Annotated in this window: 18 protein-coding genes and 1 pseudogene; 6 read left to right on the forward strand and 13 right to left on the reverse strand. The window is 70.5% G+C overall.

From position 1 onward, the window contains the following. The 6 genes and pseudogenes from P3L51_RS09380 to P3L51_RS09405 all read right to left on the reverse strand — a co-directional run. Positions 1-1,690 (reverse strand): annotated as a pseudogene (locus P3L51_RS09380) (hypothetical protein); the annotation flags it as partial. A gap of 336 nt (positions 1,691-2,026) precedes the next feature. Next, on the reverse strand, positions 2,027-3,247 hold the full coding sequence (cbiE, locus tag P3L51_RS09385) for a precorrin-6y C5,15-methyltransferase (decarboxylating) subunit CbiE (protein ID WP_354604644.1): 1,221 nt from the start codon (positions 3,245-3,247) through the stop codon (positions 2,027-2,029). Positions 3,248-3,454: 207 nt separating this feature from the next. Continuing rightward, complete coding sequence (locus P3L51_RS09390; protein WP_354604645.1) at positions 3,455-4,093, reverse strand: GNAT family N-acetyltransferase; 639 nt, start codon at positions 4,091-4,093, stop codon at positions 3,455-3,457. A gap of 118 nt (positions 4,094-4,211) precedes the next feature. Next, positions 4,212-5,072, reverse strand: a complete 861-nt coding sequence (locus P3L51_RS09395; protein WP_354604646.1) for a MetQ/NlpA family ABC transporter substrate-binding protein — start codon at positions 5,070-5,072, stop codon at positions 4,212-4,214. 87 nt (positions 5,073-5,159) lie between these two features. After that, on the reverse strand, positions 5,160-5,828 hold the full coding sequence (locus tag P3L51_RS09400) for a methionine ABC transporter permease (RefSeq protein WP_354604647.1): 669 nt from the start codon (positions 5,826-5,828) through the stop codon (positions 5,160-5,162). Continuing rightward, positions 5,825-6,940 carry a methionine ABC transporter ATP-binding protein gene (locus P3L51_RS09405; protein WP_354604648.1) on the reverse strand — a complete coding sequence of 372 codons (1,116 nt, stop codon included), beginning with the start codon at positions 6,938-6,940 and terminating at the stop codon, positions 5,825-5,827. Before P3L51_RS09405 ends, P3L51_RS09400 begins: the two co-directional genes overlap by 4 nt. Positions 6,941-7,571: 631 nt before the next feature. Between P3L51_RS09405 and P3L51_RS09410 the strand changes: the two genes are divergently transcribed. Both P3L51_RS09410 and P3L51_RS09415 read left to right on the forward strand, forming a co-directional pair. Further along, positions 7,572-7,931 (forward strand): hypothetical protein, encoded by a 360-nt coding sequence (locus P3L51_RS09410; RefSeq protein ID WP_354604649.1) that lies wholly within the window; start codon positions 7,572-7,574, stop codon positions 7,929-7,931. 80 nt (positions 7,932-8,011) lie between these two features. Further along, positions 8,012-8,395 (forward strand): hypothetical protein, encoded by a 384-nt coding sequence (locus P3L51_RS09415; protein ID WP_354604689.1) that lies wholly within the window; start codon positions 8,012-8,014, stop codon positions 8,393-8,395. Positions 8,396-8,459: 64 nt separating this feature from the next. Here the strand turns inward: P3L51_RS09415 and P3L51_RS09420 are convergent, their stop codons facing one another. Further along, entirely contained in the window at positions 8,460-8,963 is a 504-nt protein-coding gene (locus P3L51_RS09420) for a GNAT family N-acetyltransferase (protein ID WP_354604650.1), read from the reverse strand. A gap of 331 nt (positions 8,964-9,294) precedes the next feature. Beyond that, complete coding sequence (locus P3L51_RS09425; RefSeq protein WP_354604651.1) at positions 9,295-10,464, reverse strand: glycerophosphodiester phosphodiesterase; 1,170 nt, start codon at positions 10,462-10,464, stop codon at positions 9,295-9,297. A 288-nt stretch (positions 10,465-10,752) separates the two neighbouring features. Here P3L51_RS09425 and P3L51_RS09430 point away from each other — a divergent pair, with 288 nt between their 5' ends. Next, positions 10,753-11,376: a lysophospholipid acyltransferase family protein gene (locus tag P3L51_RS09430; protein WP_435594415.1), complete on the forward strand. Its 624-nt coding sequence runs from the start codon at positions 10,753-10,755 to the stop codon at positions 11,374-11,376. 104 nt (positions 11,377-11,480) lie between these two features. Here the strand turns inward: P3L51_RS09430 and P3L51_RS09435 are convergent, their stop codons facing one another. Both P3L51_RS09435 and P3L51_RS09440 read right to left on the reverse strand, forming a co-directional pair. Next, positions 11,481-13,064 carry an MFS transporter gene (locus P3L51_RS09435; protein ID WP_354604653.1) on the reverse strand — a complete coding sequence of 528 codons (1,584 nt, stop codon included), beginning with the start codon at positions 13,062-13,064 and terminating at the stop codon, positions 11,481-11,483. Continuing rightward, positions 13,061-13,609 carry a TetR/AcrR family transcriptional regulator gene (locus tag P3L51_RS09440; RefSeq protein ID WP_354604654.1) on the reverse strand — a complete coding sequence of 183 codons (549 nt, stop codon included), beginning with the start codon at positions 13,607-13,609 and terminating at the stop codon, positions 13,061-13,063. Before P3L51_RS09440 ends, P3L51_RS09435 begins: the two co-directional genes overlap by 4 nt. Positions 13,610-13,747: 138 nt before the next feature. Between P3L51_RS09440 and P3L51_RS09445 the strand changes: the two genes are divergently transcribed. Beyond that, a complete protein-coding gene (locus P3L51_RS09445) occupies positions 13,748-15,967 on the forward strand; it encodes an NADP-dependent isocitrate dehydrogenase (protein WP_354604655.1) in 2,220 nt (739 codons plus the stop codon). A 63-nt stretch (positions 15,968-16,030) separates the two neighbouring features. Here the strand turns inward: P3L51_RS09445 and argH are convergent, their stop codons facing one another. The 3 genes from argH to P3L51_RS09460 all read right to left on the reverse strand — a co-directional run bounded on the left by argH (position 16,031) and on the right by P3L51_RS09460 (position 19,212). Continuing rightward, complete coding sequence (gene argH / locus P3L51_RS09450; protein WP_354604656.1) at positions 16,031-17,458, reverse strand: argininosuccinate lyase; 1,428 nt, start codon at positions 17,456-17,458, stop codon at positions 16,031-16,033. 88 nt (positions 17,459-17,546) lie between these two features. Continuing rightward, a complete protein-coding gene (locus P3L51_RS09455; protein ID WP_354604657.1) occupies positions 17,547-18,740 on the reverse strand; it encodes an argininosuccinate synthase in 1,194 nt (397 codons plus the stop codon). Positions 18,741-18,801: 61 nt separating this feature from the next. Further along, positions 18,802-19,212 (reverse strand): DUF488 domain-containing protein, encoded by a 411-nt coding sequence (locus tag P3L51_RS09460; RefSeq protein ID WP_354604658.1) that lies wholly within the window; start codon positions 19,210-19,212, stop codon positions 18,802-18,804. 60 nt (positions 19,213-19,272) lie between these two features. Here P3L51_RS09460 and P3L51_RS09465 point away from each other — a divergent pair, with 60 nt between their 5' ends. Together P3L51_RS09465 and P3L51_RS09470 are read left to right on the forward strand one after the other, a co-directional pair. After that, positions 19,273-19,881: a pyridoxamine 5'-phosphate oxidase family protein gene (locus P3L51_RS09465; RefSeq protein WP_354604659.1), complete on the forward strand. Its 609-nt coding sequence runs from the start codon at positions 19,273-19,275 to the stop codon at positions 19,879-19,881. Positions 19,882-19,956: 75 nt separating this feature from the next. Further along, positions 19,957-20,670: a L,D-transpeptidase family protein gene (locus tag P3L51_RS09470; protein ID WP_354604660.1), complete on the forward strand. Its 714-nt coding sequence runs from the start codon at positions 19,957-19,959 to the stop codon at positions 20,668-20,670. Positions 20,671-20,681: the final 11 nt, after the last annotated feature.

Below are 20,681 nucleotides of genomic sequence, written 5' to 3' on the forward strand. Positions count from 1 at the left end.
GGGCCGCGACGGGGACCGCTGCGGCTACCGGTTCGGGTGCGGGGGCCGGTGCGGGTTCTGGGGCGGGCTCCGGCTCGTGCTCCTCCGCCGCCGCCGCGACCGGTACGGGCTCGGGCTCCGCGTGTACCGGCTCGGGCTCCGCGTGTACCGGCTCGGGCTCGGGCTGGGCCTCGGCGGTCGGCGACGGCTCGGCCGGGGCGGACGGTGCGGGGTCCGCGCCGGGCAGCGCTATCGGCTCGCGCTTCTCCTCGGCCTCGACCGGCTCGATGACCGGGGACTCGGCCGCGACCACGACGGATTCGGGCACGGATTCGGGCACGGGCTCAGGCGTGGGCTCCGCCACGAGTTCCTCGGCGACCGGCTCGGGAGTCGGCTCGGGAGTCGGCTCGGCCACCGCGTCGAGCACAGGGTCGGGCGCCGGTTCGGGCTCCGGCTCCGCCGCGGCTTCCTGAACCGGCACGGGCTCCGGCTCGGGCTCGGGCTCCACCACCGGCTCAGGGGCGAACTCCGGTCCGAAATCAGGGACGACCGTTTCCGCGGAGGGCTCGGGGACGGCTTCCTCCGCCACCACCTGCGGTTCCGCCACCTCGGCAACAGCAACGGCAACGGCGACCGCGACCGCGGCCTCCGTCACCGGCGTCTCGGACTGCGGCGGCAGCGACGCCCACGGGTCCGCGCCCCGCACGGGAATCGCGCCGAGCTGCGGCCCCGGCAGCGCCGCGGCCTCCTCGCGCGGGATGTCCAGATACTCGGGGCCGACCGTGGGCGGCCCCTGTGTCCGTACGCGAACCGGGGTCGGCGGCGTACTCGTGGGACCACGGTCGGCGAGCGAACGCACCACGCCACCCGTGGAGTCGGGCATCGGCGGGCCCAGGTGCAGCGGTCGGCGCGCGGGAGGCGGCGTCGGTGTGGGCGTGGCGGTCGGGACCCGTACGGCCCCGAGGTCGACCGAGCCCGAGTCGCGGCCACCGGTTTCGTGCGCGCCCGGTTCGGTCACGGGCGCGGGCGCTTCCGCCGCCGGCGGCGCGGTCGCCTCGGCGACTCCCTGCGGCACTTCCCGCGGTGCCTCTCGGACGGCCTCCTGGGACAACTCCGGGGCCGGTTGCGCCACGGCCTCCGAAGCCGGGGTCTCCACCGGGGCGTACGCCTCCGGCGCCACCGCGAACTCGGCCTGCTGCGCCACGGGCGGCGCGGACGGCGTCGGCTCCATCGGCCGCATCTGCATCTGCATGTGGGCCACGTCCGGCGCCGGATACTCAGGCAGACCCTCGGGGCCGGGCACCGGCTGGAACTCCGGGGGCGCCTGGGTCTGGTACGACACCTGGCCGTGCCCGAGCGAGTCGGACCCCGGCGCGGGCCGCGCCTCCGGCTGCGAGTACGTCGCGAGCTGCGACTGCGGCTGCTGCGGCGCGAATTCGGCCTGGCCCATCTGCTGCGGGATCTGGGCCGCGGCGACAGGCTCGGGCACGGGCACTGAATGAGCGACGGGCGCGAGCGGCTCCGGCGGCGCCGGCTGCGGATCGCCCCACGCGCCCTGTGAACTCGGCATCAGCAGAAGGTCGTCGTCCTCGGGAGCACTGTCGGAGGGGCCCAGGTAGGCGTAGGAGCCGGCAGCGGGGTCGCCCGGCTGCTCCGCCATGCCTGCGTTCTCCGGCTGTCCCTCGCCCGGGACCTGGCCGGTGTCAGTCATGCGTACCCCTCGCCCATTGGTTGTGCTCCTTCGGCCCTTCGACCGGGGCGCCCGATTCGACGGCGCGTCCGGCGCCCGTCAGTGTCAACGAGCGTGGGCGCCGCGCGGCACGAACCGAGCCGCGACCCTCACGTATTCTCGCGGCCGTTCGCGGCCAACACGCGGTGATCTGCGGCGGCCAACTGTGGGCTGCGCCACGTTGCGCGTCCCCCGGTGCAGCCGTACCACATGAGGGTCCAAAACGACCCCCTTTTCCGGACATTGACGAACGAAGCGACGAACGACCGGCTGCGGTACAACGATCGGTCAGCCTACCCCGCGCCTCTGACAACGGGGTCAGGGGGCGCGGTCCGGCCGGCTCCCCGAGACGAGGAAAACCACGGAGCGTTCGCGCTCCGACCAGGCCCCGGTGTCCATCTCGACGGACTGGAGCAGGACGCATTCCACGACGTAGCCGCCCTCGCGGAGCGCGGTGCAGATGACCTCGGCCTCGTCCCGTGTCGCCGCGTGGGTCACGATGCGCGCGGGCCTGCGGTCGGCGCAGGCGATGACGACGTCCACTCCCCCGCCGCCGATGCGTACGACGTCGGGCTCGGGCAGGTTTTCCAGCACGTGGGGCGCACGGCCTTCCACGACTTCCAGTTGTACGCCGGCGCGACGGGCGGCGGCGGCCGTGCTCGCGCAGGCCCCCGGTTCGGCGTCGACGGCGATCACGGCCGCGCCGAAGCGCCCCGCCTCGGCGGCGAGTGCGCCGCTGCCGGAACCGATGTCCCAGACGAGGTCGCCGGTACGGGCGCCCAGCCGGGCGAGTTGGGCCGCGCGCAGCCAGGTCGACTCGCCCTCGTCGAGGTCGATGCCGTACTCCTCGGAGGGCAGTGCCCAACCCCGCACGGCGGGCGGGTACTCGGGGTCGTGGCCCGCGATCCAGCCGCCGGTGCGGGCGGGCGCGGTGCCGATGCCGCCGACGACGATGACGACGTTGGGGTCGCGCCAGACGTGGTCGGCGGCCTTGTCGGAGGTGAGGACGGTGACCTGTTCGCGGTCGGTGCCCAGCTCCTCGCAGATGACGAAGGTGCGGTGCACTCCCTGGAGCAGCAGGGCGAGTTCGGCGGGCCCGGCGCCCGGGGAGGTGAGGACGGCGACTTTGGTGTGCGCCCGGCACACGTTGACGGCGCGACGCAGTGTGCGCTGCTGGGCGACCACCACCTGCGCGTCGTCCCAGGGCATTCCGGCGCGGGCGAAGGCGGCGGCCACGGCGGAGACCGCGGGTACGACCTCGACCTCAAGGCCGTGCTCGGGGGCGCGCAGGGTGCGTACGACGCCGAAGAAGCCCGGGTCGCCGTCGGCGAGTACGACGGCGCTGCCCCGGTGTCCGGCGATCCTGCGGGCGGCGAGGTCGACGCTGCCGAGGCGGATTCGTTCGGCGTCCGGCGGTATTTCCGGCAGGGCGAGATGGTGGGCGGCACCGGCCACCAGGGTGGCGGCGGCGAGGGCGGACGTGGCCGCGGGCGCGAGGGGCGAGCCGTCCCAGCCGATCACCGTGACGCGGTCGGCCATCGTCGTCAGTCTCCCCAGAGGTCGTCAGGTCGTATGGGCGCGGATTGATTCGTCGCAGGCCGGAGCGGCGGCGGATCGGTTGTGCCGTGAGGGGGCCGCACCGGGGCGGTGCGTGTGAGGGTACCCGTCGGCCGCCGCGCCGTCTGCCGAGGGCGGGCCGGGGGGCCTGGGGTTCCGGCGCTCCGGGGGCCACGGGACCGCCGGGGTTCAGTTCCAGTCGGTGAAGGACGCGTAGCCGCCCGCGTCCGCCATCTGCTCGGCGACGCCTTCGAGGTCTTCGGGCAGCAGGCTCCAGACGATGAGGTCGGTGCGGATGTCGATCCAGCCGCCGGTCTCCGTCTGCGTTCGCGCTATCCACGCGTTGCGCAGGACACCCTCGCTGATACAGCCGGCCTTCTGCGCGACCTGCTGGGCGGCCGTGTTGTCGGCGGCGGTGCGCAACTCGATGCGTTCGAAGCTCTGGTCGCGGAACAGCCACTGCGCGACGGCGAGCACCGACTCGGTGGCGTAGCCCTCGCCGCGCGCCCAGGGGGCGGTGACGTAGGAGATCTCCGTCGAGCGGGCGCGCCAGTTGATGTGCTGGAGACGCGCGAGGCCGACGAGGCGCTGGGTCAGGAACTCGGTGACGGCGAGGACCAGTCCGCGCCCCTCGGTGCGTTCCGCGGGAGCGATTCTGCTCACCCACTCCTCGGCGTCCTGGGTGGTGTACGGGTGCGGTGCCGACGTCCACGCGATGACCGGTTCGTCGTTCATCATCTCGATGTGCGCCGGGATGTCCGCGGCCTCGAACGGGCGCAGCACCAGCCGCTCGGTGCTGATGGAGACGTCCGGAAAGGTGGTAGTCATGCTCAGCTCCATGCCTCAGTCCGTCGTAAATGCACAGCATGCAGCATCGGGGGAGCCCCGCACACGGCCGGGGTGTGCGGGGCTCGTACCGGATCGACGGCCGGGTTGCGCGGACAAATTACGCGGGCGGGCCGAAGGCGGGCAGGACCGCGCCGTTCTTGTAGGTGTCCTTGATGTACTTCTCCACCTCGGGCGAGTTGAGGAGCTTCGCGAGCTTCAGCACGCGCGGGTCCTTCTCGTTGCCCTCCTTGACGGCGAGGAAGTTGGCGTACGGGTTGCCCTCGGTCTTCTCCAGGGCCAGGGAGTCGGCGGCCGGGTTGAGGTCGGCCTCGATGGCGTAGTTGCCGTTGATGACGGCGGCGTCCACGTCGTTCAGGGCGCGGGGCAGGGTGGCGGCCTCCAGCTCCTTGAACTTCAGGCCCTTGGCGTCCTTGATGTCGGCCAGGGTGCCGGTGCCCTCGACGCCGTCCGCGAGGGTGATCACATCGTTGTCGGCGAGGAGCTTCAGGGCCCGGCCCTCGTTGACGGTGTCGTTGGGAATCGCCACGGTCTGACCGGAATTGAGCGCGCTCAGGTCCTTGACCGTCTTGGAGTAGAGGGCGAGCGGCTCCAGGTGGACATTGATGACCGGAACGATGTGGGTGTCGTTCTTCTTGTTGAAATCATCGAGGTACGGCTTGTTCTGGAAGTAGTTGGCGTCGACCTCGCCGCTCTCGGTGGCGGTGTTCGGCAGGACGTAGTCCGTGAACTCCTTGACGTCGAGCTTGAGTCCGGCGTCCGCCGCCAGTTCGTCCTTGATGAAGTTCAGGATGTCGGCGTGCGGCGTCGGGGACGCGGCGACGAGCAGGGGCTTGGACTCGTCGGCCTTGGCGCCGCCCGCGGACTTCTCGGCGGGGTCGGACGAGGTGCCGCAGGCGCTCAGGCCGATGGCGAGGGCGGTGGTGGCGGCGGCGGCCGCGATCTTGAGGTGAGTGCGCACGAAGAGTGCCTCTTTCCGGTGTTCGGTGGTCGGGCCCGGACAAGGAGTGCGGGCCGGTGGGACATCTGGGTGGCCGGCGGACGGGGCCTAGGCCGTTCGGGTCCGGCGGGTCAGCAGCCGTACGGCGAGGTCGCCGATCAGCTGGATCACGGTGACGATGAGGATCAGCACGACGACCGTGGCGATCATGAAGCCGTTCTCGAACCGCTGGAATCCGTACGTGACGGCCTTGGAGCCGAGACCTTCGCCGCCGACCGCGCCCGCCATGGCCGAGTAGCCGATGAGCGCGATGACGGTGGTGGTCGTGCCCGAGACGATCGACGGCAGGGCCTGCGGGAGCAGCACCTTGCGGACGATGGTGGGGATGGAGCCGCCCATGGACTGGACGGCTTCGACCAGGCCGTGGTCGACCTCCCGTATCGCCGTCTCGACGAGCCGGGCGAAGAAGGGGATCGCGCCGATGGCGAGCGGCACGATCATCGCGGTGGGGCCGATGAAGGTGCCGACGACGAAGGTGGTGAAGGGGATCAGCGCGATCAGCAGGATGATGAAGGGCAGCGAGCGGCCGATGTTCACGATCACGCCCACGACCTTGTTGACAGGGGCGTTCTGGAGCAGGCCGCCCTTGTCGGTGAGGACGAGGAGGACGCCGAGCGGCAGTCCGCCGACGACGGTGACCAGCGCCGACCACAGCACCATGTAGAGGGTGTCGAGCGTCCCCTGGCTGAGCAGCGGCTGCATTTCGGACCAGGTCACTTCGCACCTTCCTTGGTGAGCGCGGCGGGCTGCCCGGCGGCGTCGGCGCCTTCGGTGCCTTCGGGGCCGTCGGGGCCGTCGGGGCCGTCGGGGTCTTCTACCGCTTCCACGACCTCGACCTGGAGCCCTTGCTCGCGCAGGAAGCCGACGGGCACGACGTTCTCCTCGAAGGGGCCCGGCAGTTCGATGCGCATCCGGCCGATCTGGCGGCCCCCGACGGTGTCCATCGCCGCGCCGAGGATCGAGATGTCGATGTTGTAGGTGCGCGACAGCTGGGAGATGACCGGCCGGGTGGCCGCGTCGCCGTGGAACGTCACGTCGACGACCGTGCTGCCGGGTCCGGTTCCGGCGCCGTCCACCGGGAACAGCTCGCGCGCCAGCAGGGAGCCGGGGGTGGCGAGCAGCCCGCCGACCGTGCCGGACTCGGTGATCCGGCCGTTCTCCATGAGCGCGGCGGAGTCGCAGATCGTCTTGACGACCTCCATCTCGTGCGTGATCAGCAGGATGGTGAGGCCGAGCTGCTGGTTGATGTCGCGCAGAAGTCGCAGGATCGAGCGGGTGGTCTCGGGGTCGAGCGCGCTGGTCGCCTCGTCCGAGAGCAGCACCTTCGGCTCGCCCGCGAGGGCGCGGGCGATACCGACGCGCTGCTTCTGGCCGCCGGAGAGCTGGGCCGGGTAGACCTTGGCTTTGTCGGCGAGGCCGACGAGGTCGAGCAGTTCGAGTGCCCGGCGGGAGCGTTCCTGGCCGGAGTGGCCGAGGATCTCCAGCGGCAGTTCGATGTTGTCCTGGACGGTGCGCGACGACAGCAGGTTGAAGTGCTGGAAGACCATGCCGATGGAGCTGCGCGCGCGGCGCAACTCCTTGCCGGCCCGTCGGCCGCGCCCGGCGAGCGCGGTCAGGTCGGTCCCGTCAACGGTCACGGTGCCGGCGGTGGGCCGTTCGAGGAGGTTGACGCAGCGGATGAGCGAGGACTTCCCGGCGCCGCTGCGGCCGACGACTCCGAAGACCTCGCCCTCGCGTACGTGCAGGTCGACGCCGTCCAGCGCGGTGATCTCATGGCCGCGCGACCGGCCGGACCGGTAGACCTTGGTCAGGCCCGTAGTGGTGATCACAGGGGGTTTCCGTCACTGTCGGGTGCGCGGCGCGGCGGCCGGGCGGGACACGGGGATTCGGGCGGTCCGACAGGGCGCGGCGCGGCGCGGCACGTCGACTCACTGCGGCCTCATGGCCGGGCGTGTGTCAGGGACGTACGGGAGCTACGAGACGTGACCACGGATGTGGCGTCGCTTCTGTCGGGCCTCGCTTCGGGGCGCGAGACTCAGGCAGGGGCCCTCAGTGGGCGCACATTCGACACAGACAGCGAGCACCGGGCGTCGTGATCGCCTCGGTCGCAAGGATGCGGCTGCTCGTCGTGGTCATGTCGGTAAGTAAAGCAGACGTATATCCACGCTTCGGTCGGTTGTCCGAATAGCGGATACACCTCCCGGGCCCGCCGGGAGCGGCGGTGGCGGGATCGGAAGACGACATCGATCTCCGGATTCACCTCTCTGACCTGCATGAATGCGGGCGTGAGGGCGTCGGCGGGGATGTCGGCGCCCGGCCGGGCGCGGTCGGGCACGGTCGGACGCGGTCGCGGGCTGTGGCCAAGGCCACGGTCGGGGCGGTCCTGGTGCCGCGGTCGGCGGGCCGCCGCCCACAGGGGCGATCGCACCGGGCTTTTCGGGCCGTAATACTCTCGTCGTCATGCTTGTCGCCCTGACGGTCGTGGTCTCCGTGGCCTCTCTCGTCCTCGCCGCCTGGTGCGGTCTCGCCGCGTACCGGGACCAGCCCACCAAGGACTGGCACTTCGTCGGCATGGCCGTGGTCACGGTGCTGGCGTTCGCCCAACTGGTCGTCGGGATCGTTCAGTTGGCGCGTGGCGAGGACCCGGCCGAGAGTTCGGTGATCTTCGTCTCGTATCTGATCGGCGCGTTCGCCTCCGTACCGGCGGCCGGATTCCTGTCCCTGGCCGAGCGGACCCGCTGGGGCTCGGCGACGGTCGCCGCGGGCGCCGTCGTCCTCGCCGTACTCGAAGTGCGTCTGTACGACATCTGGGGAGGCTGACCGTGGTGGAGACCGGGACAGGGGCGGACGCGGGCACCGGGGCGGACGCGGGCACCGCCGAGCGGCCCGCCGGGCGGACCATGCTGGTCCAGGGGCCCGGACTGCTGCTCGTCTGGCTGTACGGGGTGATGTCGGTCGGCGCGGTGTCGCGGACCGCCTTCGAGATCTCCACCAAATTCGACCGGGCACCGCTGGCGTACGCGCTCTCGGGCGTCGCCGCCGTCGTGTACGTGTTCATCACCTACACGCTCGTACGCGGCGGCGAGACGGCCCGGAAGGCGGCGCTGGTGTGCTGCGGCGGCGAACTTCTCGGCGTGCTCACCGTCGGGACCTGGACGATCGTGGACCCCTCCGCCTTTCCCGACGCGACGGTCTGGTCCGGATTCGGCTGGGGGTATCTCTTCATTCCCGTGTTGCTGCCGATCACGGGGATGTTGTGGCTGCGCAGGTCCCGACGGAGTTGAGCGGTCGGCGGGTCGGTCGGCCGAGGGTTGGGTTGAGGGTTTGAGCTCTGGGGCGGGTTGACCGTCAGGCGCTGGCGGCGAACGCCTCGGTGGCCGCTTCCTTCTCCAGCGTCACGAGCGTGAGACCGGGTCCGGCCGTCTCCCTCGCCACCGGCACGTACCCCTTGCTCCTGTACAGCCGCAGATTGCCCTCGCTGCGATGGCCGGTGAAGAGTTGGAAGCGCTTGGCCGCCTCGGCTCCGGCGAAGCTCCCCTCTATCGCGTCGAGCAGCCGGCCGCCGAGACCGTGGTGCCGCATCCGCGGATGGACGATGAGCTTGCCGATCCTGGCCGTGCCCTCGGTGTCGATGACGCCCCGCACGGAGGCCACGACTTCGCCGCCGAGCCTGGCCACCAGAGCGTGGCCGCGGGCGATCTCGTCCTTGAGGTCGTCGAGGGTCTGGGTCAGCGGTTCGATGGTGTAGTCACCGTAGAGCTCGGCCTCGCTCTGGTAACACAGGTACTGCAGCTTGAGGATGTGTTCCGCGTCCTGCGCGTTCGCTGCTGAGATGGTCACGCTCATGCCCATGTGTGCATGCCTCCCGCTCACCTGCTGCCGCCGGTTGTCTACCGCTCCTTTCCCCGGAGTTCAGGAGCTGCAACCTCTGTGGTGAGCATTTTGCCCAGGCATCACAGGCTCGGGGAACGCCATGGCTCCAAACCACCCTGTGAGATACCCGACTCTCCTGTGATTTCGCGGAGATTGGGGTGGTCGGGCGACAACATCCCAGCCGCGGGGCCGGGCGGGGGCCAGGTGTACGTTCCGCGGTCCGATGCCCAACCCGGCGACCCCGGCGACCGGTTGTGCCCCGGCGGGCGACCTGCCGACCGGGGCACGGACCGATGTCTCGCTGCCGGACTCAGTCCTTGTTGAAGTCGGCGGCCGCCAGCAGACCCGTGTCCGGGTTGTCGGTGAAGATGCCGTCGATGCCCTGCGCGAAGTAGGCCTTGAAGGCGCCGAAGGCGTCGCCGTACGCGTTGGGATCCGTACCGATCCGGAAGTCGGCTGGCAGGAAGCTGTTCTCGTTGCGCATCGTGTACGGGTGCAGGATCAGGCCCTTGGCGTGGGCGTCACGCACCAGCGTGGTCGGCTCACCCAGCTTGCCGGTCTTGTCCTTCGGAATGATCAGGTCCACCCAGGGGCCGATGCCCTGCGCGAAGGACGCGATCCACTTCAGCCCCTCGGGCGTGATCAGGTCGGCGACGAAACGCGGGTCGCCGGACTGCTTGAAGTCCCACGGCTGCGTGTTCGCGGCGTCGAACAGCACGACGCGCGGGGTCGAGACCAGCTTGGCCATGCGCTGCATGCTGGTGGGCTCGAAGGACTGGAGGAAGAGCGGCGAGTCGCGACGGTCCCTGCCGTACCGGCGCAGCAGCTTCGCGAGCCGCTCCTCCAGGCCGAGGCCCAGACCCCGGAAGTAGGTGGGGTGCTTCGTCTCGACGTACAGCCATACGGGCTCGCCCCGGCGGCGGCCCTCCTCGTCGGCCCAGCGCAGCACCTCTTCGAAGGTGGGGATCTCCCAGCGGCCGTTGTAGAGGGTGCTGTGCTGACGCTGCTGCGGGATGCGCTCCTTGGCGCGCAGCGTCTTCAGCTCGGCGAGGGTGAAGTCCTCGGTGAACCAGCCGGTGAGGCTGACCCCGTCGACACTCTTGGTCGCCTTGCGCCCGGCGAACTCCGGGTGGTCGGCGACGTCCGTGGTCGCCGTGATGTCGTTCTCGTGACGGCAGACGAGATGACCGTCCTTGGTCGGCACGAGGTCCTGCTCGATCACGTGGGCGCCGAGGTCGAGCGCGAGCTGGTACGAACCGAGGGTGTGCTCGGGCCGGTAGCCACTGGCGCCGCGGTGTCCGACGATCGTCGGCACCGGCAGGCCCTTGTGCGGCGGGCGGTGGTGGCCCCCGCGCGCGTCGGCCTGCGCCGCCTGCGCCGTACCGGCCGCGCCTGCGGAAAGACCGAGTGCGGCCGAGCCGAGCACCGCCGCTCCCAGCACGGTCCGTCGTCCCGGGATGTTCCGCGCACCCTGTGTCATGAACGCTCCTTCATGTGATGTCCATGTGCTGTCCCGCACCTGTCAAGCGAGGGCTTGATCGTAGGCAGTCACCTCTTACGCGGGGCAGACCTGGCGCGAACACACCGGAAACTCGTGTCAACACTGCGTATCGGATCGATGAACCCGATGTGCGCGAGGGCCCGACCCGCGAGTATCGTCCTCACCTGCGACGAGTTAGTCGGCTCGATACGATCGCTCACCAACCGGAGGACCCCGTTGTCCCGCTTTGCGCTCGTCAAGGCAGTGCTCGGACCGATCTTGCGTCTGATGTTCCGGCCACGGGTGGAGGGCGCCGAGAACATTCCGGGGACCGGACCGGTGATCCTCGCCGGCAATCACCTGACGTTCATCGACTCGATGATCCTGCCGCTCGTCTGCGGCAGCCGTCAGGTCTTCTTCATCGGCAAGGACGAGTACGTCACCGGCAAGGGGCTCAAGGGCCGGCTGATGGCCTGGTTCTTCACCGGCTGCGGCATGATCCCGGTGGACCGTGACGGCGGGCGCGGCGGTGTCGCGGCGCTGATGACCGGCCGCCGGGTGCTGGAGGACGGTCATATGTTCGGCATCTACCCGGAGGGCACGCGCTCCCCCGACGGCCGGCTGTACCGGGGCCGTACGGGCATCGCGCGGCTCACGCTGATGACCGGCGCGCCGGTGATCCCCTTCGCGATGATCGGCACGGACAAGATCCAGCCGAACGGGGCGGGCATGCCGCGGCCGAGCAAGGTGACGGTCCGCTTCGGCGCGCCGATGGAGTTCTCGCGGTACGACGGCATGGGCCGCGACCGCTATGTGCTGCGGGCGGTGACCGACTCCGTGATGACGGAGGTCATGCGGCTCGGCGGGCAGGAGTACGTGGACATGTACGCCACCAAGGCGAAGGCGGCCTGAGCCCGTCGGCACCGGCCGAGCCCACGCCCCCGTCCGGGGAGTGCGGGCGTCGGCACTGGGCCTGTCCGGTGGAAACGGGCCAGGCGAGACTTCGAAGACACGACCTAGTGCCCGGCGTCCACCAGCTGCTTCAGTTCGTCCTCCGAGCCGTCCTCCGAGCCGTCCTCCAGCTTCTGGCCTCGGAGCAGGAACCACGCCACCACCGATGCCGCGAGCAGCACCGCCGCCCCCGCGCCCGCCGCGATGCGCAGGCCGTCGACGAAGGCCTCCTGTGCCGCGGCGACCAGTTCCGCGCTCTGCTGACCGGGGATGACGCGTGCCGCCTCCACCGCGCCGCCCAGTGACTCGTGTGCGGCGGCCGCCGTCTCGGCGGGTACCTCCGCCGGGGTGGGGAAGCCCCGGTAGACGCCCGTGACGATCGAGCCGAGGAGCGCGATGCCGAGCGCGGCGCCCAGCTCGTACGCCGTCTCCGACACCGCCGACGCCGCGCCCGCCTGTTCCTTGGGGACGCCGGAGAGGATCACGTCGGCCGTCACCGTGAAGGAGAATCCCGCGCCGACGCCGACGACCAGCAGCACGGCGCCGAGCATCGGGTAGCCGGTGTTCTCGGTCAGGACGACGAGTGAGGCGGTCGCCAGGCCGACACCGGCGAGGCCGCCCGCCACCACCAGCCGTACCGAGAACCGCCGGGCCGCCCGGCCGGCGAGCAGGCCCGCCGTCACGGCGCCCACGGCGGCGGGCAGTTCGGCCACTCCCGCCTCCAACGGCCCGCGTCCCTGGACGAGTTGCAGATACTGCGACAGGAAGAAGATGAGCCCGGACAGGCCGAGGATGGTCAGCAGGTCGGCGAGTACGGCTCCGGAGAAGCCGCGGTTCCTGAACAGCCGCATGTCGAGCAGCGGATGGCGGATCCTGAGCTGCCGGCGGACGAAGCGCACGAGCGCGGCGACGCCGAGCACCGCCGCGGCGGCGATGTCCCAGCGCAGCCCGTGCGCGGCGGCTTCCTTGATGGCGTACACGACACCGACGATCCCGACGAGGGACAGCAGCACGCTCTGCAGGTCCCAGGGGCCGGGCGCGGGGTTCTTCGACTCGGGCAGGAGTTTCACGCCGACGACGACGAGGACCGCCATGACGGGCAGGTTGATCAGGAAGACCGAGCCCCACCAGAAGTGCTCCAGCAGGAATCCGCCGACGACCGGGCCCATGGCCGCGCCCGCCGACGCCGCGGCGCCCCAGATGCCGATGGCGAGGCTGCGCTCCTTGGGGTCGTGGAAGATGTTGCGGATCAGGGCCAGCGTGGAGGGCATCAGCGTCGCGCCGGCGACACCCAGCAGCGCCCGCGCGACGATCATCATCTCCGGGCTGGTCGCGTACGCGTTGAGTACGGAGACGGCACCGAAGGCGACGGCGCCCGTCAGCAGCAGCTTCTTCCGGCCGATCCGGTCGCCGAGACTGCCCATGGAGACGAGCAGGCCGGCGATGACGAACGAGTAGATGTCACCGATCCACAGCAGTTGGGTGCCGGACGGCTTGAGGTTCTCACTCAGGAACGGTGTGGCGAGCCCGAGGACCGTGGCGTCGACCGCCACCAGCAGCACGGCCAGGACGAGTACGGACAGGGCGAGCCAGCGCCCCGGGCTGCGCCGGGGGTCCGTCTCCGTCGCCCGCAGGTCGGTGCCGATCATCGCTCCACGCTCCGTCGTGCTCCGCCGAGCAGCAACTCGGCGATCATGTACTGGAAGTCCTTCGCGGCGACCCGTCCGTCCTGGACGGACCACGCGCATGCGCCGACGAGTCCGTAGAACGCCTCGGTGAGCCAGGCGGGGGGCAGGTCGATGCGGAACTCGCCCTGCTCCTGTCCGCGCCGGAAGAGTCCGGCGACCCGGGCGTCGAGCCGGTCCCAGCCCTCGTTCACCTCGCCCTCGAAGAGCTGGTTCTCCGTGACGAGGAAGGCCAGGAGCCCGGCGGCGGGCTCGACCTCGGTGACGAGTCTGCGCAGCGCGTCGCTCGCGGGGCCCTCGTCCGTACGGGCCGCGTCGAGCGCCGCCTCGAACTCCCGGATACCCAGCTCCTCCAGCGCCTTGACCAGAGCGTCACGTCCCGCGAAGTGCCGGTGCAGGGTGGCCCGGCCGATGCCGGAGGCCCGGGCGACCTCGTCCATGGTGGCGGTGGCCTTGCGGGTGAGGAGTGCCGCGGCCGTACGCAGCACCTGGTCACGATCGACTGTCATGAGACAACCGTAGCCCAAATGAGACGTTGATGTCTCATCCGATACGAGTGGCACTCACCACGGGCCACTGTCGAGCGTGGCCCGGCAACGAGATATCTTGATGTCGAGCAATGTTGCAGACGTGGAGCGGAGCACCCGGTGACAGACTCGACCATCATTTACACGCACACCGACGAGGCCCCGGCCTTGGCCACCTACTCATTCCTGCCTGTGGTCGAGGCCTATGCCTCGACGGCCGGGGTCACGGTGGAGCGCCGTGACATCTCGCTGGCGGGACGGATCATCGCCGGTTTCGCCGACCGCCTCGAAGCGGAACAGCGGATCGATGACGCGCTCGCGGAGCTCGGCGCCCTGGCCAAGACGCCCGAGGCGAACATCATCAAGCTGCCGAACATCTCGGCGTCGATCCCGCAGCTCAAGGCGGCGATCACGGAGCTTCAGCAGCAGGGTTACGCGCTGCCCGACTACCCGGACGACCCGAAGTCCGACGAGGACAAGGACGTACGGGCGCGCTACGACAAGGTCAAGGGCAGCGCCGTGAACCCGGTGCTGCGCGAGGGCAACTCGGACCGCCGCGCCCCCGCCTCGGTGAAGAACTACGCCAAGGCGCACCCGCACCGGATGGGCGCCTGGACGGCCGACTCGAAGACGAACGTCGCGCACATGGACGCCGACGACTTCCGCTCCACCGAGAAGTCCGCCGTGATCGCCGAGGACGGCTCACTGCGGATCGAGCTGGTGGGCGACGACGGGAACACCACCGTCCTGCGCGAGTCGGTGCCCGTGCTGGCCGGCGAGGTCGTGGACGTGTCGGCGATGCGCGTCGCCGCGCTGCGTGAGTTCCTCACGGCGCAGATCGCCCGTGCCAAGGCCGAGGACGTGCTGTTCTCGGTGCACCTCAAGGCCACGATGATGAAGGTCTCCGACCCGATCATCTTCGGTCACACGGTGCGCGCCTTCTTCCCCAAGACGTTCGCGGAGCACGGCCACGCGCTCGCCGCGGCCGGTCTGAGCCCGAACGACGGTCTCGGCGGCATCCTCAAGGGCCTTCAGTCGCTGCCCGAGGGATCGAAGATCGCCCAGTCCTTCACGGCCGAGCTGGCCGAGGGTCCGGCGCTGGCGATGGTCGACTCCGACAAGGGCGTCACCAACCTGCACGTGCCGAGCGATGTCATCGTCGACGCGTCCATGCCGGCCATGATCCGCACCTCCGGCCACATGTGGGGCCCGGACGGCGGCGAGGCCGACACGCTCGCGGTCATCCCCGACAGCAGCTACGCGGGCATCTACCAGGTCGTCATCGACGACTGTCGCGCCCACGGCGCCTACGACCCGTCGACCATGGGCTCGGTGTCCAACGTCGGTCTGATGGCGCAGGCGGCCGAGGAGTACGGCAGCCACGACAAGACCTTCGAGATCGCCGCCACCGGCACGGTGCGCGTCGTGGACACGGCGGGCAACGCCGTACTGGAGCAGACGGTCAGCGCCGGCGACGTCTTCCGCATGTGCCAGACCAAGGACGTGCCGATCCGGGACTGGGTCAAGCTGGCCGTCAGCCGCGCCCGCGCCACCGGGGACCCGGCCGTGTTCTGGCTGGACGAGGGCCGCGCGCACGACGCCAACCTGATCGCCAAGGTGAACGCGTACCTGCCCGAGCACGACACCGACGGTCTGCGGATCGAGATCATGACGCCCGTCGAGGCGATCGCGTTCTCGCTGGAGCGCATCCGGCGCGGCGAGGACACCATCTCGGTGACCGGCAACGTCCTGCGTGACTACCTGACCGACCTCTTCCCGATCCTGGAGCTCGGCACGAGCGCCAAGATGCTCTCGGTCGTGCCGCTCATCAACGGCGGCGGGCTCTTCGAGACGGGCGCGGGCGGCTCGGCGCCGAAGCACGTGCAGCAGCTCGTCAAGGAGGACTACCTCCGCTGGGACAGCCTGGGCGAGTTCCTCGCGCTGGCCGTCAGCTTCGAGCACCTGGCGACCACGACGGGCAACGCGCGCGCCCAGGTGCTCGCCGACACGCTCGACCGCGCCACCGGGTCGTTCCTGAGCGAGAACAAGTCGCCCAGCCGCAAGGTCGGCGGCATCGACAACCGCGGCAGCCACTTCTACCTGGCGCTCTACTGGGCGCAGGAGCTGGCCGGGCAGACCGAGGACGCGCAGCTCGCCGGCGCGTTCGCGGCGCTCGCCGGGACGCTGGCCGAGCAGGAGCAGACGATCGTGGCCGAACTGCTCGCCGTGCAGGGGGCGCCGGTCGACATCGGCGGCTACTACCAGCCCGACCCGGCCAAGGCGGAGGCCGTGATGCGGCCGTCGAAGACGTTCAACCAGGCGATCTCGTCGCTGGGTTGATCCCATCCGGTCATGAAAGTGCCGGGCGTCCGCTTCCGCGGTCGCCCGGCATTTTCGTTCCGGCTACTTCTTCGCCGTCGCCCACGCGTGCTGGAGCGCCAGGTCCGTCTTCACCTCGGCGAGCTGGACGGCGACCGCCGAAGGCGCCGTACCGCCGCGCCCGTCACGGGACGCCAGCGCGCCGGAGACATCGAGGACGGTGCGGACCTCCGGCGTCAGATGCCCGGAGATCGAGGCGAACTGGTCGTCCGTCAGCTCGTCCAGCTCGATCCCCTGCTTCTCGCACACCTTCACGCACTCGCCCGCGACCTCGTGCGCGACACGGAACGGCACACCCTGCCTGACCAGCCACTCGGCGATGTCGGTGGCGAGCGAGAACCCGGCGGGGGCCAGCTCCGCCATCCGCTCCCGGTTGACCGTGAGCGTCGCCATCATGCCGGTGAACGCGGGGAGCAGGACCTCCAGTTGGTCGCAGGAGTCGAAGACCGGCTCCTTGTCCTCCTGGAGATCGCGGTTGTACGCGAGCGGCAGCGCCTTGAGCGTGGCCATCAGCCCCGTCAGATTGCCGATCAGCCGGCCCGACTTGCCGCGCGCCAGCTCGGCGATGTCCGGGTTCTTCTTCTGCGGCATGATCGACGAGCCGGTGGAGAACGCGTCGTGCAGCGTGACGAAGGAGAACTCCTTCGTGTTCCAGATGATGATCTCTTCGGCGATCCGCGAGAGATTCACCCCGATCATCGCGGTGATGAAGGCGAACTCGGCGGCGAAGTCCCGTGCGGCCGTGCCGTCGATCGAGTTGGCGGCCGAGCCGTGCTCGAAGCCGAGGTCCGCCGCGACCGCCTCCGGGTCGAGACCCAGCGACGAGCCGGCCAGCGCGCCGGAGCCGTACGGCGAGACCGCCGTCCGCTCGTCCCACTGCCGCAGGCGCTCCGCGTCCCGCGACAGGGACTGCACGTGCGCCAGCACATGGTGGGCGAAGAGCACCGGCTGGGCGTGCTGGAGATGCGTACGGCCCGGCATGGCCACGTCCGGGTGCGCCTCGGCGAGTCCGACGAGCGCGTCCTGGAGTTCGGCGATCAGAGCGCCGATGATCCGTGCGTGGTCCCGCAGATACATCTTGAAGAGGGTGGCGACCTGGTCGTTACGGGACCGGCCGGCGCGCAGCTTGCCGCCGAGGTCCGCGCCGAGCTGTTCGAGGAGGCCGCGTTCCAGGGCGGTGTGGACGTCCTCGTCGGCGACGGTCCCGGTGAAGGAACCGTCGGTGACGGCGGCCTCCAGTCGGTCGAGACCGGCGAGCATCCGGTCCAGCTCCTCCTCGTCGAGGAGGCCGGCCTTGCTGAGCACGCGCGCGTGCGCGCGGGAGCCCGCGATGTCGTACGGCGCGAGGCGCCAGTCGAAGTGCACGGACGCCGACAGCTTGGCCAGGGCCTCGGCGGGGCCGTCGGCGAAACGGCCGCCCCAGAGCCGGACGTCACCGGTGTTGCTGCTCACGCTGGGTTGCTCCTTGAGTTCGCGGGACGGGCTCGTGTCGAGCCCGTCCCGCGATTGAGGACTTTCGGGAAGGTGCGAAACGGGGAGACTACGCCTGGTCGCGCTTCGCCGCGATCTTCGCCGAGAGGCCGAACAGCTCGATGAAGCCCTGCGCCTTGGACTGGTCGAACGTGTCGCCCGAGTCGTACGTCGCCAGGTTGAAGTCGTACAGCGACTCGTCCGAGCGTCGGCCGGTGACGACGGCGCGGCCGCCGTGCAGCGTCATCCGGATGTCGCCGGTGACGTGCTGGTTGGCCTCGTTGATGAAGCCGTCCAGGGCCCGCTTCAGCGGGGAGAACCACAGACCGTCGTAGACCATCTCGCCCCACCGCTGCTCGACCTGCCGCTTGTAGCGGGCCAGTTCGCGCTCGACGGTGACGTTCTCCAGCTCCTGGTGGGCGGTGATCAGCGCGATCGCGCCCGGGGCCTCGTACACCTCACGGGACTTGATGCCCACGAGCCGGTCCTCGACCATGTCGATCCGGCCGATGCCCTGGCCGCCGGCCCGCTCGTTGAGCTGCTGGATCGCCTGGAGGACCGAGACCGGCTTGCCGTCGATGGCGACCGGGACGCCCTCCTTGAAGGAGATGACGACCTCGTCGGCCTCGCGGTGCTCCGCCGGGTTGGAGGTGTACTCGTAGATGTCCTCGATCGGACCGTTCCAGATGTCCTCCAGGAAGCCCGTCTCGACGGCCCGTCCGAAGACGTTCTGGTCGATGGAGTACGGGGACTTCTTGGTGGTCGCGATCGGGAGGTCCTTCTCCTCGCAGAAGGCGATCGCCTTGTCACGGGTCATCGCGTAGTCGCGGACCGGGGCGATGCACTTCAGCTCGGGGGCGAGGGCGACGATGCCGGCCTCGAAGCGGACCTGGTCGTTGCCCTTGCCGGTGCAGCCGTGGGCGACGGTGTCGGCGCCGTGCTTCCTGGCGGCGGCCACGAGGTGCTTGACGATCGTCGGCCGGGAGAGCGCCGAGACCAGCGGGTAGCGGTCCATGTACAGCGCGTTGGCCTTGATCGCCGGGAGGCAGTACTCGTCGGCGAACTCGTCCTTGGCGTCGGCGACCTCGGCCTCGACGGCACCGCAGGCGAGAGCGCGCTTGCGGATGACGTCCAGGTCCTCGCCGCCCTGACCGACATCCACGGCGACGGCGATGACCTCGGCGCCCGTCTCCTCGGCGATCCAGCCGATGGCGACGGAGGTGTCCAGGCCTCCCGAGTAGGCGAGTACGACGCGCTCGGTCACGGGTTTCTCCTTACGGTGCATACGCTGATGGGTATAACTATGCAGTGCACCGTATGTTTTGTCAATGCGGCCCCTGAGTGGTCCCCCCGGCGCTCTCCGTGACCTCCGCCGCCAGCACCAGGGGGTGGCTGTGCTCCAGATCCCTGGTGGCCGTGAGCAGGGTGAGCGTGTCCTCGGCGGCCAGTGCCCGCAGGCGTTCGAGGGCCGCCGCGGCGGGCGATCCGGGTTCCGCCAGCTCGACGCGGTAGCGGTCCCCGAACTCCGCGTATTTCCCCGGATCGTGCCCGTACCACTTCCGCAGCGCGGCCGAGGGGGCCGCGTCCTTCAGCCAGTCGTCGAACACGGCGTCGGTCTTGGCGAGCCCGCGCGGCCAGAGCCGGTCGACCAGCAGCCGCGTCCCGTCGTCCGGCCCGGCCGCCTCGTAGACCCGTCGGACCCGTACCTCGTGCGGGGGCTTCGTCTTCTCCGTCATGCGTCCCGTCCCTCGGAAACATCTCGACGCGCGCGATTGTCGGCGCCGACAATAGATGTCATGGGAAAGCTCTACGAACGGATCGACAGCCGCATACGTACGTTCATCGAGGAACAGCCCGTCTTCTTCACCGCAACGGCCCCACGCGCCGACGACGGTCATGTCAATGTCTCGCCCAAGGGCCGCGCGGGCAGTCTCGTCGTGCTGGACGAGTCGACGCTCGCCTATCTCGACTTCGGCGGCAGCGGCGCGGAGACCATCGCGCACCTGCGCGAGAACGGCCGCATCACCCTGATGTGGTGCGCGTTCGACGGCCCGCCGAAGATCCTGCGGGTGCACGGGCGCGGGGAGCCGGTGTTCCGGGACGACCCGCGCTGGGCGGAGTACATCGCACGCTTCGCGGACGCGGACGGGCCGAGCGCGCGGGCGATCATCCTGGTCGGCGCGGTACGGATCAGCGACTCCTGCGGATTCGCCGTCCCCTTCCTGGAGTACCGGGAGGAGCGCACCCAGCACGCGCGCCACTTCGCCAGGAAGTCGGACGAGGAGTTCGCGGCGTACTGCGAGAAGAAGGAGCACGTGGGCGTGAGCCTGGACGGGCTGCCCGCGCTGCCTCTGCCGCTGCCCGCGCGCACGGACCAGCCCGCGGAGGTCACTCGTTCGGTCTAGGTCGTGTCCGGCGGACGGGGCCGCGGGGGGCGGATTTGAGAGGCCGTCGCCCGGCGGTCGGCATACGGTCCGAGCATGCGCACCCTTCTCTCGCTCGGCTCCGTCCTCCTCGCCGTCGTCGCCACGGTCGCGGCGGGCCCCGTCGCGACCGCCGACACCTCCGCGCCCCTCCCCGAGCGGATGGCCGACACCGGTGGCGGCAGTCAGCTGATCACCGCCGAGGCCGCGGACACCGGCGCGACCACGGGCCGCGTCACCTGGTGGGACCGGCGCGGGGACCGCTGGGTGGCGGCCGGGTCGGCGGACGCGCGGTTCGGCGCCGGCGGGCTGGTCGGGGGCACCGAGCGGAAGCAGGGCACCTCGACCACGCCGACGGGGCTGTACGACCTGCCGTACGCCTTCGGCATCCTCCCCGCCCCGGCGGGGACCCGTTTCGCCTACCGCCCCGTGACCGACCGGTCCTGGTGGTGCCAGGACAACGACTCGCGCGCGTACAACCGCTGGGTCGAGGGCCTACCCGCCGACTGCCGCGCGGCGGAGGCCGAGCATCTGACCGAGTACGGGGCGCAGTACGCCCGCGCCCTGGTCATCGGCTTCAACTACGACCGGCCCGTGCGCGGCACGGGCGCCGGAATCTTCCTGCACGTCAACGGCAAGGGCGCGACGGCCGGTTGTGTCTCCGTGCCGGAGGGCGCGATGAGCCGCATCCTGGCGTGGGCCGACCCCGGGCGCTCACCGCACATCGCGGTGGGCACGGCCTCGGGGCGTACGGCGATCACCAACTACTGAGACGGCGCGCT

This window comes from Streptomyces panacea, from assembly GCF_040560175.1.
Classification (GTDB): Bacteria; Actinomycetota; Actinomycetes; order Streptomycetales; family Streptomycetaceae; genus Streptomyces; species Streptomyces panacea.